15 protein-coding genes are annotated in these 14302 nt (G+C 65.6%); 8 read left to right on the forward strand and 7 right to left on the reverse strand.

Annotation, left to right across the window (positions count from 1 at the left end):
• The first annotated feature begins 152 nt into the window (after positions 1 to 152).
• The 6 genes from tig to KGQ91_RS11370 all read left to right on the forward strand — a co-directional run bounded on the left by tig (position 153) and on the right by KGQ91_RS11370 (position 8630).
• Complete coding sequence (tig, locus tag KGQ91_RS11345; RefSeq protein ID WP_224421023.1) at positions 153 to 1505, forward strand: trigger factor; 1353 nt, start codon at positions 153 to 155, stop codon at positions 1503 to 1505.
• A 112-nt stretch (positions 1506 to 1617) separates the two neighbouring features.
• Positions 1618 to 2238, forward strand: coding sequence for an ATP-dependent Clp endopeptidase proteolytic subunit ClpP (clpP, locus tag KGQ91_RS11350; protein ID WP_163649401.1), 621 nt, complete (start codon positions 1618 to 1620; stop codon positions 2236 to 2238).
• 67 nt (positions 2239 to 2305) lie between these two features.
• Complete coding sequence (gene clpX, locus KGQ91_RS11355; protein WP_163649402.1) at positions 2306 to 3583, forward strand: ATP-dependent Clp protease ATP-binding subunit ClpX; 1278 nt, start codon at positions 2306 to 2308, stop codon at positions 3581 to 3583.
• Positions 3584 to 3747: 164 nt separating this feature from the next.
• Complete coding sequence (lon, locus tag KGQ91_RS11360; protein ID WP_163649403.1) at positions 3748 to 6156, forward strand: endopeptidase La; 2409 nt, start codon at positions 3748 to 3750, stop codon at positions 6154 to 6156.
• Positions 6157 to 6334: 178 nt separating this feature from the next.
• Entirely contained in the window at positions 6335 to 6607 is a 273-nt protein-coding gene (gene hupB / locus KGQ91_RS11365) for a nucleoid-associated protein HU-beta (RefSeq protein WP_163649404.1), read from the forward strand.
• A 187-nt stretch (positions 6608 to 6794) separates the two neighbouring features.
• Positions 6795 to 8630: a SurA N-terminal domain-containing protein gene (locus tag KGQ91_RS11370; RefSeq protein WP_224415064.1), complete on the forward strand. Its 1836-nt coding sequence runs from the start codon at positions 6795 to 6797 to the stop codon at positions 8628 to 8630.
• Positions 8631 to 8752: 122 nt separating this feature from the next.
• Here the strand turns inward: KGQ91_RS11370 and KGQ91_RS11375 are convergent, their stop codons facing one another.
• The 4 genes from KGQ91_RS11375 to queC are packed head-to-tail and all read right to left on the reverse strand — an operon-like array spanning position 8753 to position 11287.
• Positions 8753 to 9049, reverse strand: a complete 297-nt coding sequence (locus tag KGQ91_RS11375) for a YkgJ family cysteine cluster protein (RefSeq protein WP_224415063.1) — start codon at positions 9047 to 9049, stop codon at positions 8753 to 8755.
• Complete coding sequence (locus KGQ91_RS11380; RefSeq protein WP_224415062.1) at positions 9046 to 9939, reverse strand: 6-carboxytetrahydropterin synthase; 894 nt, start codon at positions 9937 to 9939, stop codon at positions 9046 to 9048. Before KGQ91_RS11380 ends, KGQ91_RS11375 begins: the two co-directional genes overlap by 4 nt.
• Positions 9939 to 10589, reverse strand: coding sequence for a 7-carboxy-7-deazaguanine synthase (gene queE, locus KGQ91_RS11385; protein ID WP_163649408.1), 651 nt, complete (start codon positions 10587 to 10589; stop codon positions 9939 to 9941). The genes KGQ91_RS11380 and queE overlap by 1 nt, the downstream gene beginning before the upstream one ends.
• 2 nt (positions 10590 to 10591) lie before the next feature.
• The gene (gene queC, locus KGQ91_RS11390; RefSeq protein ID WP_163649409.1) at positions 10592 to 11287 is read right to left on the reverse strand and encodes a 7-cyano-7-deazaguanine synthase QueC; all 696 of its coding nucleotides are present in this window, start codon (positions 11285 to 11287) and stop codon (positions 10592 to 10594) included.
• A 376-nt stretch (positions 11288 to 11663) separates the two neighbouring features.
• Here queC and KGQ91_RS11395 point away from each other — a divergent pair, with 376 nt between their 5' ends.
• Positions 11664 to 12074, forward strand: coding sequence for an SRPBCC family protein (locus tag KGQ91_RS11395; protein WP_224415061.1), 411 nt, complete (start codon positions 11664 to 11666; stop codon positions 12072 to 12074).
• Positions 12075 to 12139: 65 nt separating this feature from the next.
• On the opposite strand, the gene KGQ91_RS11400 is transcribed toward KGQ91_RS11395, so the two are convergent.
• The 3 genes from KGQ91_RS11400 to flgA form a co-directional block, all read right to left on the reverse strand.
• Positions 12140 to 12589, reverse strand: coding sequence for a flagella synthesis protein FlgN (locus KGQ91_RS11400; protein WP_224421024.1), 450 nt, complete (start codon positions 12587 to 12589; stop codon positions 12140 to 12142).
• Between the two features lie 35 nt (positions 12590 to 12624).
• Positions 12625 to 12897, reverse strand: coding sequence for a flagellar biosynthesis anti-sigma factor FlgM (flgM, locus tag KGQ91_RS11405; protein ID WP_224421025.1), 273 nt, complete (start codon positions 12895 to 12897; stop codon positions 12625 to 12627).
• A 109-nt stretch (positions 12898 to 13006) separates the two neighbouring features.
• On the reverse strand, positions 13007 to 13729 hold the full coding sequence (gene flgA / locus KGQ91_RS11410; protein WP_224421026.1) for a flagellar basal body P-ring formation chaperone FlgA: 723 nt from the start codon (positions 13727 to 13729) through the stop codon (positions 13007 to 13009).
• Between the two features lie 157 nt (positions 13730 to 13886).
• Between flgA and flgB the strand changes: the two genes are divergently transcribed.
• Positions 13887 to 14300 carry a flagellar basal body rod protein FlgB gene (flgB, locus tag KGQ91_RS11415; protein WP_224421027.1) on the forward strand — a complete coding sequence of 138 codons (414 nt, stop codon included), beginning with the start codon at positions 13887 to 13889 and terminating at the stop codon, positions 14298 to 14300.
• Positions 14301 to 14302: the final 2 nt, after the last annotated feature.

The following is a 14302-nucleotide window of genomic DNA, read 5'->3' on the forward strand; positions in this document are numbered from 1 at the left end:
TGGCCTGGAGTGTCGGCGAGCCCCTTGCAAAGCTTCGGTACAGCCCCCATGTATCGGGGAAAGCGGGCGAACTTGCCAGGTCGCCCCGGGATTCTTAGAATCCATCTCTTTTGAACGTACTCCAAACAGCCCTAGTCGGTAGAGGACCATTCATGCAAGTTTCCGTCGAAACGACTTCCCCGATCGAGCGCCGCGTCACGGTACAGGTACCGGCAGAGGAGGTCGATCAGGCTGTCAGCGAACGTCTTCAGGACACCGCCAAGCGGGTGCGCCTGAACGGTTTCCGTCAGGGCAGGGTGCCGATGGCCGTCGTCAAGCAGCGCTATGGCCGTGACGTGCGCAACGAGGTGGTTGGCGAAGTGATGCGCCAGCACTACGTGCGCGCGATCACCGAGCACAGCCTCAACCCGGCGGGCTATCCCTCCATCGAGCCGACGGTCGACGAAGCTGGCAAGGATCTGGAGTTCGTGGCGACGCTCGAGGTCTACCCGCAGGTCGAGCTCAGCAGCATCGAGGGGACCGAGGTGGAGCGCCCGGTCGCCGAGGTGACCGACGCCGACATCGATCAGATGATCGACACCCTGCGCAAGCAGAACGCCTCCTGGGAGGTCGTCGAGCGCGAGGCCGCCGAGGGCGATCAGGTCAAGATCGACTTCCAGGGCTTCATCGACGGCGAAGCCTTCGAGGGCGGTCAGGCCGAGGGTCATGATCTGGTGCTGGGCTCCAACAGCTTCATCCCCGGTTTCGAGGAGCAGCTGATTGGTGCCAAGGCCGGCGACGAGCCCGAGATCAAGGTCACCTTCCCGGAGGACTACCAGGCCGAGCACCTCGCCGGCAAGGAAGCGACCTTCAAGGTCAAGGTCCATCAGGTCAGCGCCCAGCAGCTGCCCGAGATCGACGACGACTTCATCGCGCGCTTCGGTGTCGAGGGCGGCGATCTCGAGGCGTTCCGGGCCGAGGTCCGCAAGAACATGGAGCGCGAGATCAAGCAGGCGGTGGACAACCGGGTCAAGCAGCAGGTGCTCGAGGCGCTGCAGCGCGCCAACGACATCCCGGTCCCGACCTCGCTGATCAGCCAGGAAACCGACGCGCTCAAGCGCCAGGCGGCCCAGCAGTTCGGCCTGGGCGAGGACTTCGACGTCTCCCAGCTGCCCGACGAGCTGTTCGCCGATCAGGCCAAGAGCCGCGTTCAGGTCGGCCTGCTGCTCGGCCAGGTCATCGAGGACAACGGCCTCGAGGCCAGCGACGACGAGATCAAGGCCAAGGTCGAGGAGCTGGCCCAGCAGTACCAGCAGCCCGAGCAGGTCATCGAGTACTACCTCAAGGACGAGCAGATGAAGAATCAGGTCAAGTCTGCCGTGCTCGAGGAGAAGGCGGTTGACAAGCTGCTCGAGCAGGCACAGGTTAAAGACGTCGAAATGTCCTACGAAGAGGCACTCCAGGCCGCCCAGCAGCAGGGTGGCGAGGGCGACGCCGATGACGAGAAGGCCGACGACCAGGCTTGAGGCCGACAAGCAGGCAGCACGGACCCGGCCGAGTGCCGGGTCTCTAGTCACTGCGACTGTCGGTCGGCAAGCCAGGATTATCCCAATCACCGGATGTTAAGGGTGTCACGCAATGGGCAATGAGTTCGATATTCAAAACGCCGGCGGCCTGGTCCCCATGGTGGTCGAGCAGAGCGCGCGCGGCGAGCGGGCGTACGACATTTACTCCCGCCTGCTCAAGGAGCGTGTAATCTTCCTGGTGGGTCCGGTGGAAGACTACATGGCGAATCTGGTGGTGGCACAACTGCTGTTCCTCGAGTCCGAGAACCCGGACAAGGACATCCACCTGTACATCAATTCGCCCGGTGGCTCGGTGACCGCGGGGCTGTCGATCTACGACACCATGCAGTTCATCAAGCCGGACGTTTCCACCGTCTGCCTGGGGCAGGCGGCCAGCATGGGGGCGCTGCTGCTCGCCGGTGGCGCCAGGGGCAAGCGTTTCTGCCTGCCGCACTCGCGGATGATGATTCACCAGCCGCTGGGCGGCTATCAGGGCCAGGCCTCGGATATCGAGATCCACACCAAGGAGATTCTCAATATCCGTCACAAGCTCAATCGCATTCTGGCGGATCACACCGGTCAGGACATCGACACCATCGCCAAGGATACCGACCGCGACAATTTCATGGACGGGGAGCAGGCGGTGGCCTATGGCCTGATCGACGAGATGCTGGAGAAGCGGCCGGTATCCTGATAGCGTAAATCCAACCCTGCATATCCAGGCGGCCCGCCAGGGGCCGTCGCCGTAAAGAGGTACGCGAATGGCCGACGGCAAAGGCAAGGACGAGGGCAAGCTGCTGTACTGCTCGTTCTGCGGCAAGAATCAGAACGAGGTACGCAAGCTGATTGCTGGCCCCTCCGTCTACATCTGCGACGAATGTGTCGATCTGTGCAACGACATCATTCGCGAGGAAGTCCTCGAGGCCGACGCCGAGGGCGACGAGGATCGCCTGCCGGCTCCGCGCGAGATCCGCGACACCCTCGATGACTACGTGATCGGTCAGGATCGCGCCAAGATGGTGCTTTCCGTGGCCGTCTACAATCACTACAAGCGGCTGCGGGCCGGCGGCAAGTCCGACGATGTCGAGCTCGGCAAGTCGAACATCCTGCTGATCGGGCCGACCGGCAGCGGCAAGACGCTGCTCGCCGAGACGATGGCGAGGCTGCTGAACGTGCCCTTCACCATCGCCGACGCCACCACGCTGACCGAGGCGGGCTACGTCGGGGAAGATGTCGAGAACATCATCCAGAAGCTGCTGCAGAAGTGCGACTACGATGTCGAGAAGGCGCAGAAGGGCATCGTCTACATCGACGAGATCGACAAGATCTCCCGCAAGTCGGACAACCCGTCGATCACCCGTGACGTGTCCGGCGAGGGGGTTCAGCAGGCGCTGCTCAAGCTGATCGAGGGCACGACGGCCTCGGTGCCGCCCCAGGGCGGGCGCAAGCATCCCCAGCAGGAGTTCCTGCAGGTCGATACCGGCAACATCCTGTTTATCGTCGGCGGTGCCTTCGCCGGCCTGGACAAGGTGATCCGCGATCGGGCCGAGAAGGGCGGCATCGGCTTCAATGCCGCCGTCAAGAGCAAGGACTCCGATCAGGGGGTCGGCGACATCCTCACCGGCGTGGAGCCGGAGGACCTGGTCAAGTTCGGCCTGATCCCCGAGTTCGTCGGGCGCCTGCCGGTCATCGCGACGCTCACCGAGCTCACCGAGGATGCCCTGATCCAGATCCTCACCCAGCCGAAGAACTCGCTGATCAAGCAGTACGCGAAGCTCTTCGAGATGGAGAACGTCGAGCTCGACTTCCGCGAGGACGCCCTGCGTGCCGTGGCTCGCAAGGCGATGGCGCGCAAGACCGGCGCCCGGGGCCTGCGCTCGATTCTCGAGTCCGTGCTGCTTGATACCATGTACGAGGTACCTTCGCTGGAAGGCGTGACCAAGGTGGTGATCGACGAGTCGGTGATCGCCGGCGAGAGCGATCCGCTGCTCATCTACTCCTCCTCCGAGGAAGGCAAGGTCGCCAACAAGGACGGCTGAGTCGAGGCTGTTTCCGAACGGGGGGCCGCCAGGCCCCCTTTTCGTTTCCCGCGTCCCGGCAGCCGCCGTCCCGGTTGCAAAGTGGTCGCGCCGCCCCCATTGTTCATTCCAGCCATGAGCCGCTCAGGCGGCCCAACCATCCGATTCGTGAGGAACTGCCTGCAATGCAGCAGAACACCGAACAGACACAGAGTCTGCCCCTTCTTCCGCTGCGGGATGTGGTTGTCTACCCGCAGATGGTGATCCCGCTCTTCGTCGGTCGCGAGAAGTCCATTCAGGCCCTCGAGGCGGCGATGGAAGCCGACAAGCGGATCCTGCTGGTCGCTCAGCGCGAGGCCGGGCAGGATGATCCGGATGCCGGTGATCTGTTTGCGGTGGGGACCGTGGCCGACATCATGCAGCTGCTCAAGCTGCCGGACGGCACCGTCAAGGTACTGATCGAGGGGGCCTCCCGGGCCGACATTCGCCAGCTCGGCCAGGCGGAAAGCGGTTACAGCATTGCCGAGATCACTCTGCGCGAGAGTCAGCCGCTGACCGAACGTGAGCAGGAGTCGCTGGTGCGGGTGCTGCTCAACCAGTTCGAGCAGTACGTCAAGCTTTCCAAGAAGGTGCCCAACGAGGTACTGAGCTCGCTGCAGGGCATCGAGGACCCGAGCCGGCTGGTCGACACGATCTGCGCGCACCTGTCGTTGAAGATCGGCGACAAGCAGGAACTGCTCGAGATGGATCGCGTGCGGGATCGCATCGAGCACCTGATGGCGCTGATCGAGTCCGAGATCGATCTGCTGCAGGTCGAGAAGCGCATCCGCTCCCGGGTCAAGGAGCAGATGGAGAAGTCCCAGCGCGAGTACTATCTCAACGAGCAGATGAAGGCCATCCAGAAGGAGATGGGCGAGCTCGAGAACGTGCCCAACGAGGCCGAGAAATACGAGCAGCTGATCAAGGACTCCGGCATGCCCGCCGAGGCCGCCGAGAAGGCCAATCAGGAGCTTGGCAAGCTCAAGATGATGGCGCCGACCTCGGCCGAGGCTACCGTGGTGCGCTCCTACCTCGACTGGCTGGTGGCCGTGCCGTGGAAGAAGCGCACCCGTGTCAAGCATGACCTGGCCCATGCGGTCAAGGTGCTCGACGAGGACCACTACGGCCTGGAAGAGGTCAAGGAGCGCATCCTCGAGTACCTGGCGGTCCAGAAGCGGGTCAAGAAGCTCAAGGGGCCGGTACTCTGCCTGGTGGGCCCGCCCGGGGTGGGCAAGACCTCGCTGGGGCAGTCGATCGCCCGGGCGACCAACCGCAAATATGTGCGTCTGGCACTGGGTGGCGTGCGTGACGAGTCGGAGATCCGCGGCCACCGGCGGACCTACATCGGCTCGCTGCCGGGCAAGGTCGTCCAGCGCATGACCAAGGCCGGCGTGCGCAACCCGCTGTTCCTGCTCGACGAAGTCGACAAGCTGGGTGCCGACTATCGTGGCGACCCCTCATCGGCGCTACTGGAGGTGCTCGACCCCGAGCAGAACAACACCTTCAGCGATCACTACCTGGAGCTCGACTACGACCTCTCGGACGTGATGTTCATCTGCACGGCCAACTCGATGAACATTCCCGGCCCGCTGCTCGACCGCATGGAAGTGATTCGCCTGCCGGGTTATACCGAGGACGAGAAGCGGGCCATTGCCGAGCGTTATCTGGTCCCCAAGCAGCTCAAGGCCAACGGTCTCAAGGACGAGGAGCTGACATTCTCCGACGAGGCGTTGCTCGAGCTGATCCGCTACCACACGCGCGAGGCCGGGGTGCGCGAGCTCGAGCGCCAGATCGCCAAGGTCTGCCGCAAGGTACTGCGCGAGCGTCTCGAGAAGGAGGCCAAGGAAGGGGCGCAGGCGCCACAGCTGCTGGCCGCCGCGGATATCGAGGCCTACGCCGGGGTGCGTCGCTACAGCTACGGCCTGGCCGATCAGGAGAACCAGGTCGGGCGTGTCACCGGGCTGGCCTGGACCTCGGTCGGGGGCGAGCTGCTCAATATCGAGTCGGTGGTCACGCCGGGCAAGGGCCGCATCAACAAGACCGGTTCGCTGGGCGATGTCATGAAGGAATCGGTCGACGCCGCGCACACCGTAGTCCGTGCCCGGGCCGTGCCCATGGGAATCGATCCGGAGCGCTTCGAGAAGGAAGACCTGCACATCCACGTGCCCGAGGGAGCGACCCCCAAGGACGGGCCGAGTGCGGGCATCGCCATGGTGACGGCCATGGTCTCCGCCTACACCGAGCGGCCGGTCCGTTGCGATGTGGCAATGACCGGTGAAGTGAACCTGCGCGGCGAGGTCATGCCGATCGGCGGTCTCAAGGAGAAATTGCTGGCGGCACGGCGCGGTGGTATAAAGACCGTGCTGATTCCAGAGGAGAATCGTCGGGATCTCAAGGAAGTTCCCGATAATGTCAAGGATGCCCTGGACATTCGGCCTGTACGCTGGATCGATGAAGTTCTCGACATTGCACTGGTCGATGTGTCCGGTGGTGACGGCGACGAAGGCCGGGTCGAAGATACCGCGTCCACCCGCAGCATGATAAGCACGCATTAAGCCGATTTAAGCCGTCATGCCGGTGCGAAAAGCCCGGTATGACGGGCTTTGGCGCCGAAGGTTGGTTGACAGTCGTTCCTGCACGTTGCTATAAATTGCTTTTTGCTGTGATCGTGCAAGGCCACCCGCTAAATCGCGCCGATTTCCAGTAATTTCCGAAACAGTCAAGGGGTGAAGTGTGAATAAATCCGAGCTGATCGAAGCCATCGCTGCTTCCGCCGATATTCCCAAGGCGGCGGCCGGTCGTGCCCTGGATGCAATGATCGATACCGTGACCGACTCCCTGAAGAAAGGCGACTCCGTGGCCTTGGTGGGCTTCGGTACCTTCACCGTCAAGGAGCGTGCCGCGCGCACCGGTCGCAATCCGCAAACCGGTCAGCCGATCGAGATCAGCGCCGCCAAGGTGCCCAGCTTCAAGGCGGGCAAGGCGCTCAAGGACTCGGTCAACTGAGTCGCGATTTCCACGGAATGACGCCGGGGACAGCGGCCAGATCAGTGCGCGGATGATTGATTCGTGATGCTCAGCATCCCTCTTGGGCCCAAAGTGCTTTCCCGGTATCCGTTGTCAGGCGTATCGCATCCGCGATGCGCCTTTTTCGTTAGTGAACTTGTCGAATAACACTGCATCCGAGGCCAGCATGCTGCAACAAATCCGGGACCGCTCACAGAGCATGATCGCCAAGGTCATCGTCGGGGCCGTCATCGTCGCGCTCGCCCTCTTCGGTATCGAGTCCCTCGTCAACCTGTTCACGCAAGGCTCCGACAATGTCGCCGAGGTCAATGGCGAAGGCATCAGCCGGCAGGCGGTGGAGACGGAGGTGCAACGCGCGATTCGCTCCGGCCAGGTGCCGGCGGACCAGGAAAGCGAGGTACGCAAGCAGGTCATCGAGCAACTCATCAGCCAGTCGCTGCTCGACCAGTACGCGGCCGATGGCGGCCTTTACCTGTCCGATGGACAGCTCGACCAGGTCATCGTCAATCGCCCCGAGTTCCAGGATCAGGACGGCAAGTTTTCCGCCGACCTGTTCCGCAACCGGCTGGCCAGTGCCGGCTATACGCCCCTGGCGTTTCGCCGCCAGCTCAAGCAGGACCTGCAACGCCAGCAGATCCAGCAGGGGCTGGCCGAGAGCGAGTTCCTGCTGCCGTCGGAGCGCCGTCAGCTGGTCGCCCTGCAGAACCAGACGCGCAGTTTCCGCTACGTGACGCTCACGCCCGATGATCTCGAGCAGCCGGTGACCGTCACCGCTCAGGAAGTCGAGGATTACTATCAGGCGCATCAGGCGCAGTTCAAGCGTCCCGAGCAGGTTCAGCTGAACTATGTCGTGCTCGACCAGTCGGCGCTGGCCGACGACGTCAAGGTCGATGACGAGGCGCTGCGTCAGGCCTACGAGCAGCGCAAGAGCGAGGCGCCGCGTCGCATCGCGCACATCATGGTGAGCTTCGGTGATGCGCGTACCCGAGAAGAGGCCAAGGCGCGTCTGGAAAAGGTGCGTCAGCGTCTCGAGCAGGGCGAGAGCTTCGCCAGGCTGGCCGCCGAGTACTCCGATGACAAGACCACCGCCGACAAGGGCGGCAAGCTGGGGGTGATCAGTCGCGGCATTTTCGGCAAGGCGTTCGAGGATGCCGCCTTCTCCCTCAAGCCGGGGCAGGTGTCCGGCATCGTGGCCACGGACAATGGCCTGCACCTGCTCAAGGCGACGGGCATCGATATCCCCGACTTCGAGTCGATGCGTGACTCGCTGCGCCAGAAGCTGGCCATGCAGAAGGCCGAGGAGCGCTTCAATGACAAGGCCCAGCGGCTGATAGACGAGAGCTTCTCCGCCGATGATCTGGCCGGCGTGGCCAAGGATCTGGGGCTCGAGGTGCAGCACAGCGACTGGGTGTCGCGCGATTCGGCCGATGGCGTGCTGGCCGAGCCGGGCGTGATGAAGGCGGCCTTCAAGCCCGAGGTACTCGAGCAGGGCTACAACAGCGACGTGATCGAGCTGGACGACCAGCGCCGCCTGGTGCTGCGCGTGACCGACCACCGCCCGGCGACGACGTTGCCGCTGGATGACGTTCGCGACAAGGTGCGCAGCGCGGTGACCGCGGAAAAGACCCGCAAGGCCCTGAGCGAGCGTGCCGCCCAGCTGGCGAGTGCGCTCGAGTCCGGCAAGGCGCCGGCGCTGGACTGGCAGAAGGCCGAGGCGGTGACGCGCCAGCCCCGGAAGGGGGAGGTGCCGCAGGCGATCATCGATCAGGCGTTCCGCCTGCCGCGGCCGAGCGAGGCCGGCCAGCCTGTCTATGGTCGAGCGATGCTCGATTCGGACGTGGCACTGATCGCCCTGGATCAGGTGACCACGCCGGAGAGCCAGGACAGCTCGGATCGTCAGTCCGCCCTGGCGGCGCGACTGGCCGAGCGCCTGCGGGCCCAGGCGGCGATCCAGGGGCTGCTGGAATCCCTGCAGGGCAAGGCGGATGTCGAGCGTCTCTGATTGGCGCCCTGTCCGCGTCGTCACCCGGGCGGTGCGCTGAGCTCGCTCGCGCCTGACCACCATTCGACCCCGGCGTTATCGCCGGGGTTTTTTGTGAATGGGCTTCTTGCTGGCGGGCGTGCTCAGGTGAGCGTTTCCAGTAACGTGATGCGCTCGAGGGCATCGCGGCGGTCGCTGCCGCAGACGTCGACATCGAAGGTGAAGTCCCGGCAGACCGCCGGGCGCCGGGGGTCGCCGAACAGCCGGCACAGGTTGTGCTCGTCCAGCTGCACGCAGCGTACCCCGGCCGGCTTGCCGTCGGGCATGCCGGGAATCGGGGAGCTGATCGATGGGGCGATGCAGCAGGCGCCGCAGCCGGGGCGGCAGCCGGTGCTCCGCTCGGCCTGCTCGCCGGGCGTTGTGACTGTCGAGCGACTCACGGCCCGGCCTCCGCCAGGGCGCCCTTGTCGATCCCCTCGAAGGCCTGCACGCGCACGCGCTGGCCGGGGGCATGATGCCGGGCGACCTGCTCGGCCAGCCAGCGGGCGATATGCTCGACGGTGGTCGGGGTCGGCAGGATCTCGCAGCGTTCGGCGGGCAGGCGCAGTCGAAAGTGCCCCTGGCGCGAGGTATAGCGGATCACCGTGGTTTCGGGCTCGCCAATTGGCTCACCATTTGGCTTGCCGTGCGACCCGCTGTTCGGCGCGTCGTCGGGCTCGCGGTCGTCTGCATGCAGCAGGTAGCGATCGTCGAGGCGTTCGCTCCAGTGGCGTTCCAGGTCCGGACGCCGCCGGCCGTCGCACCAGATGTGCAGGCGCGAGCGATGGCCGTGGGCGATGCGCTGGCAGTTGCCGTCGTGGTGCTTGAGCCCGTGGCTGTAGGTGTAGGCGCCGGCCGCCTCGATCGCCTCGTCGCGCAGCGTGATTTCCACGCCGTCGACACGGGGCGGGGCGTGTCGCGTCAGGTATTCACTCAGGTGGGCGGCCAGTCGCTCGCGATCGATGCGGGCCCAGGGGAGCAGGGTGTAGGCCTGGCGCGGCGCGCGGATCTCCATCGGATAGGGCGTGGTGGTGCGGACCATGAGCCCCTCGCGACAGTCGCTCACCGTGACGCCCGCGGCGGCGGTCGGTATCAGCAGGGTATGGTCGGGGCCATCATCGATGACGGCCTTGATCCAGGGCTTGACGGCGCCGAAGTCGAAGAGCATGCCATCCTCGCCGAGCGTGCCGTGGAGGGCGGCGTCGATGTGCCAGCTGACGCCGATCAGACCGCGCTCGGGGCTCCACAGCGAGGCATCCAGGTGGCTCAGGCCGTTGACGAACAGGGTCATCAGTCGATTCCCAGTTGCTTGTGAGTCTGCAGCGACAGATGCCACTGTGGATGGGCGAGGCAGAAGGCCAGGCTGGCCGCCAGCGGCGGCTCGCCATCCGTGATGGCCGCAGGCCGGGTATCCATTGGCTGCAGATAGAAGTGGCGAAACTCGAGGGCGGCGAAGCGCCCCGGTGGCGCGTCCGGCTGCGGATAGACCAGCTTGAGCTCGTCGCCCCGGGTGATCGTCAGTTCGGCCCGGCCCTTGGGACTGACGCACAGCCAGTCGATGCCCTCGGGGGCCGGCAGGGTGCCGTTGGTTTCCACGGCGACCTCGAACCCCCGGGCGTGCATGGCAGCGATCAGGGCGGTATCGAGCTGCAGCAGCGGCTCGCCGCCGGTGAAGACGACATACGGCACGGCACGCTCGGTGCCGCCGGGCCACAGCTCGGCCAGGTGCGTCGCCAGGCGCTCGGCGTCGGCAAAGCGCCCGCCGTGCTGGCCGTCGGTACCGATGAAGTCGGTGTCGCAGAAGCGACAGAGGCTGGCGGCGCGATCGCGCTCCCGCCCCGACCAGAGGTTGCAGCCGGTGAAGCGGCAGAACACGCTGGGGCGCCCCGTGCGGGCGCCTTCGCCCTGCAGCGAATAGAAGGCTTCCTTGACGCTGTACATGCTCAGCGCTCCCCGGCGATGGCGTAGGGCAGCGGGTCGGTCCGGCCGTGCGCGGCGAAGGCCGCCAGGCGTTCCCGGCAGCTGCCGCACTCGCCGCAGGCCGTCTCGCCACCCTGGTAGCAGGTCCAGGTCTCGGCGTAGTCCAGCCCCATGGCCAGCCCGTCGGCGAGGATGTCGGCCTTGCCGGCATGCAGGTAGGGCGCCTCGATCGTCACCGGCGAGAAGTTGGCGATGGCGGCGACATCGTTCATGCGCTGAAGGAACTCGGGGCGGCAATCGGGGTAGAGCACGTGATCGCCGCCGTGGGCGCCGTAGAAGCACACCTCGGCGCCGATGTTGACCGCCTTGGCGATGGCCAGCGACAGCAGGATCATGTTGCGGTTGGGCACCACGGTGGCGGTCAGGTTGTCCTCGGCGTAGTCGCCATCGGGCAGGGTGCGATCGGCATCGGTCAGCGCCGAGTTGTCGATCAGCGGGTGAATGGCCTGGATGTCGACGACCTGGTGGGTGATGCCCAGCTGCTCGCAGACGCGCCGTGCCGCGTCCAGCTCCCGGGCATGGCGCTGGCCGTAGTGGAAGGAGAGCGCGTGAAGTTCGTAGCCGCGGCGCAGGGCGTGGTGCAGCACGGTGTAGGAGTCCATGCCGCCGGAATAGATGACGACGGCCCTGGCGGGCGTCGAGGAGATGGTTCGGGTCATGTGAGGGTCCTGCCGGAGAATTTATGGCCGTGAGTCACGGTTCCGGGGTCCGGGCGTCCGGATGGGCCGCCCAGGGGCGGCAGGGCGGCATTGTAACGGCAGGGCGCTCGCGGCTCCAGCCGTGGGCAGGGCTATCGCAGTTAGAGCGTCGTCGGCTCGGGACTGATCCGTGGGCAGGCCTGCGAGGGGGCGCTGTGAACCCCTCCCTGGGCGCTACCGACGCCATCCGTGGCGTCGGACCCCCTCTTCGACCTGCCCCCGGCGCTCCTCGCCCTGCCTAACTGCGATAGCCTTACAGCCGTGGGCGTCGGGCTGGCACTGGTCCCCGGCAATGCGTACCCTCGGGCGGGAGTGTCAATCGCAAACAGGGACAGGCATGCCGATCATCGAACACAGCGCCGTGCTGCCGGCGCCGCCGGAGCGCGTCTACCCGCTGCTCGCCCGGGTCGAGAACTTCGTCGACTATTCCGACATGATCACCTCGATCGAGCCGCTCGGCGAGGATCGCTATCGCTGGCAACTTCATGTCATCGGGCGTGACTGGCAGTTCGATGTGCAGGTGGTCGAGCGTCACGAGCCCCGCGTGCTGGCCTGGGAGTCACTTGCGGGGGTGGCCAACCAGGGGCGTTACACACTGGTTGCCGTGCCCGAGGGTACGCGGGTCGAACTGTGCGTCAGCTATCAACTGGGCAACCGGTGGCTGGCCAAGGCGGTCGACAAGGCGGCGACCCCGCTGGTGAATCAGGTCAGTCGCCAGATCCTGTCACGTGTGGAGGCGCGGCTGTAGAGGCGCGTCAGCAGGTAGTAGGCCTGCCGGCGGCGTGTGGCCGATGCCGAGCGCGTGGCGGTGTCTCAGGCCCGGGAGCTGATGCCGCGGCTCCCCGGGCGGGCCTGGCCGTTGGGGCCGTAGAGGGTCTTGCTGGCCGTGTCGTTGAGAAAGCGCAGGATGCGATGGTTCTGGGTCATGCGCGCTTCGATGAGAATGCCGTTGCGTTGATTGAGCTGCTTGGCGTGCAGGGCGCGTTCCAGGAAGCGCTGCCACGTCGGCTGGCAGCCGGCATCGATGGCCGCCTGTTCCGAAGCGCGGCGGGTGTCGCCGTAGCCGAGGGTTTTCAGAGCATTGCGACGCTGGGTTTCCAGCGATTCCAGGCGCGCCATGTGAGTCTGCTTGTCGCTGGCCTGTTGCTGCAGCTGCTCGCCGTCGACATCGGCCTGAGACAGCGAGCGATGCTCGGCTTCCAGCAGCTCGATAAAGGCGTCGAGATGCTTGAGTTCACGTTCGAGATGCTGGGCCAGGCTCATGCTCGGTCTCCGGAGTTCAAGGGGGCGCCGCGACGTCAGTCGAGCAGGTCGCGCACGCTCTGGATGAGGCCGTCGGCGATGCGCTCGGGACGAATCTCGAGCCGTCCCTCGCTGATGGCCTGACGCACCTCGGCCACGCGCGCGGTATCGATGTCGCGGGTGGCATCCTGGGTTCTGTCACTCAGGTGTGCCACCGAAGTGGCGTTGGTGCCCTGAGTGTTGCCGTCCTCGGCACGCGACGGCTTGCCGGTCCGGGTGGCGTCACTCTGGGTGGGGCGCTGCAGGGGATGAGAACCATCGATCTTCACGGGGCACACTCTCTTTGGGCATCGGCTTTCCCTGTTTATCGACGGGCGGCGGGAAAACTTTAACCCGTGTCTGCGACTGGGCGTGCCATCAGTGTAGGGGTGCGGTCCCTCATAAGTCGATGGCGAGCCGCCGCGGGCCAATGACCCGCCCTCTCAGGATCTTTCGATCCCCGGCGCGAACGCGAACCTGCTCGCCCATGGCGCCGTTGTCCAGGGCTTCGGCCTCGCGGCTCACCTCGAAGCCGGGCCCCCGTGCGATCACCGTGACGCGCTGCCCACGCTTGACCAGGTCCCTGGGATGCAGCTGGTAGGCACGCAGCGGCCTGTCGGCTTGCAGCCGGCTCGTCGCGACCTGACCGATGATCGCCACGGGGTCACGAATGATGTCCCTCGGCAGCTTCTCGAGCCGCCCTTCCGCGAGCCGCAGGTCGTCGCGGGTGATCACGCTACCACGGGTCAGGTCGTGGGTGACGGTCACGTAGTGCACCCGCACCGACACATCGGCCTGCAGGTAGCGGGTCTGCCGGCGTCCGCCGGGCCCCTCGCAGTGCACGCCCACCGAGACTCGCCCATAGTGCCGTTGCCCGTTGTCGGGCAGAAAGGGCTGCGGGTCATCGCAGTGGGCGAAGACGGCCGACGGCGTATGGACCTTGACGCCGGCCACTTCGCCGATTTCGCCGGCCTGCCGGGTCAACAGCTGTGTGACGCGTTGGGACAGCACATCGTTGGTGGCGCCGGCCCCCCCGGAAAACAGCAGGCCGAAAGCCAGGGCGACGATGATCGGCTGCCACGGCCGTCGCCGGGCCTGCCGCTGCCGGGTTGGTTGGCGCATGGCTCCCCCTCAATCGTTGTCGCCGATTCTAGGCCCCGACACCGGCGATCAAGCGCGGAAATGATGCCCAAACCGGGGGCTGTTTCGGCCTTTGTCATGACAAGGGGGCGTCTATTCTCGCAGGCTGAAATTTCCCCATCCAAGGCAGGGGCCGAACATGATCGATCAGCTCGAGGGGGCGCTGCGCTACAACCAGGAGGCGCTCAACCTGCGTGCCGAGCGCCAGAAGGTGCTGGCCAGCAACATCGCCAACGCCGACACGCCCAACTACAAGGCACGCGACTTCGACTTTGCCGGCGAGCTGTCGCGCGTCATGCAGCAGGGCCGGGGCGAGGACGGTGGCCTGGCGCTGTCGCGGACCTCGAGCCGTCACATTCCGGCCCATGCGCCCGCCGCGACGTCGCTGGACCTGCGCTATCGCGTGCCGGACCAGCCCAGCCTGGACGGCAACACCGTCGACATGAACCGGGAACGGGCGGCCTTCGCCGACAACTCGGTACGTTACCAGGCGGCGCTGACCTTCATGAAGCGCCAGATTCAGGGCCTCAAGTCGGCCATGCAACCGGAGTAAGC

The sequence above is a fragment of the Modicisalibacter tunisiensis genome (assembly GCF_020148005.1).
GTDB lineage: Bacteria > Pseudomonadota > Gammaproteobacteria > Pseudomonadales > Halomonadaceae > Modicisalibacter > Modicisalibacter tunisiensis.